This window comes from Staphylococcus pasteuri (assembly GCF_030547725.1).
Lineage (GTDB): Bacteria > Bacillota > Bacilli > Staphylococcales > Staphylococcaceae > Staphylococcus > Staphylococcus pasteuri.
In genome coordinates this window covers 1-233 of sequence record NZ_JAUOQO010001036.1, presented here as the reverse complement: position 1 = coordinate 233, position 233 = coordinate 1, and the positions used below count along the sequence as shown (strand labels likewise).

The 233-nt window shown below is 63.1% G+C and carries 1 pseudogene; it reads right to left on the bottom strand.

The window, feature by feature from the left end:
• Positions 1–186: pseudogene (locus Q4528_RS16320) on the bottom strand (hypothetical protein); the annotation flags it as partial.
• Between the last annotated feature and the right edge of the window lie 47 nt (positions 187–233).

Genomic DNA, 233 nt, shown 5'->3' with positions numbered 1-233 from the left:
CGGCAATGCATACCGGCGGTTGTACAGCCCTGTCAGCGGGTCTGTGACCGCTGCACGCAGCCCCTCGCGCACGGTGCTGCGCAACCGGTCCGACATGCGTTTGCGTGCCACCAAACGATCCGTGCGCAGGGCAATTTCATCGACCGAAATTTGCTGTGGCGCGACATCATCCGCCCCCAGATCCAATGCGGCGGCCGCAACCTGGCCATGGGGATCAGAGGTCAGGACTAGAA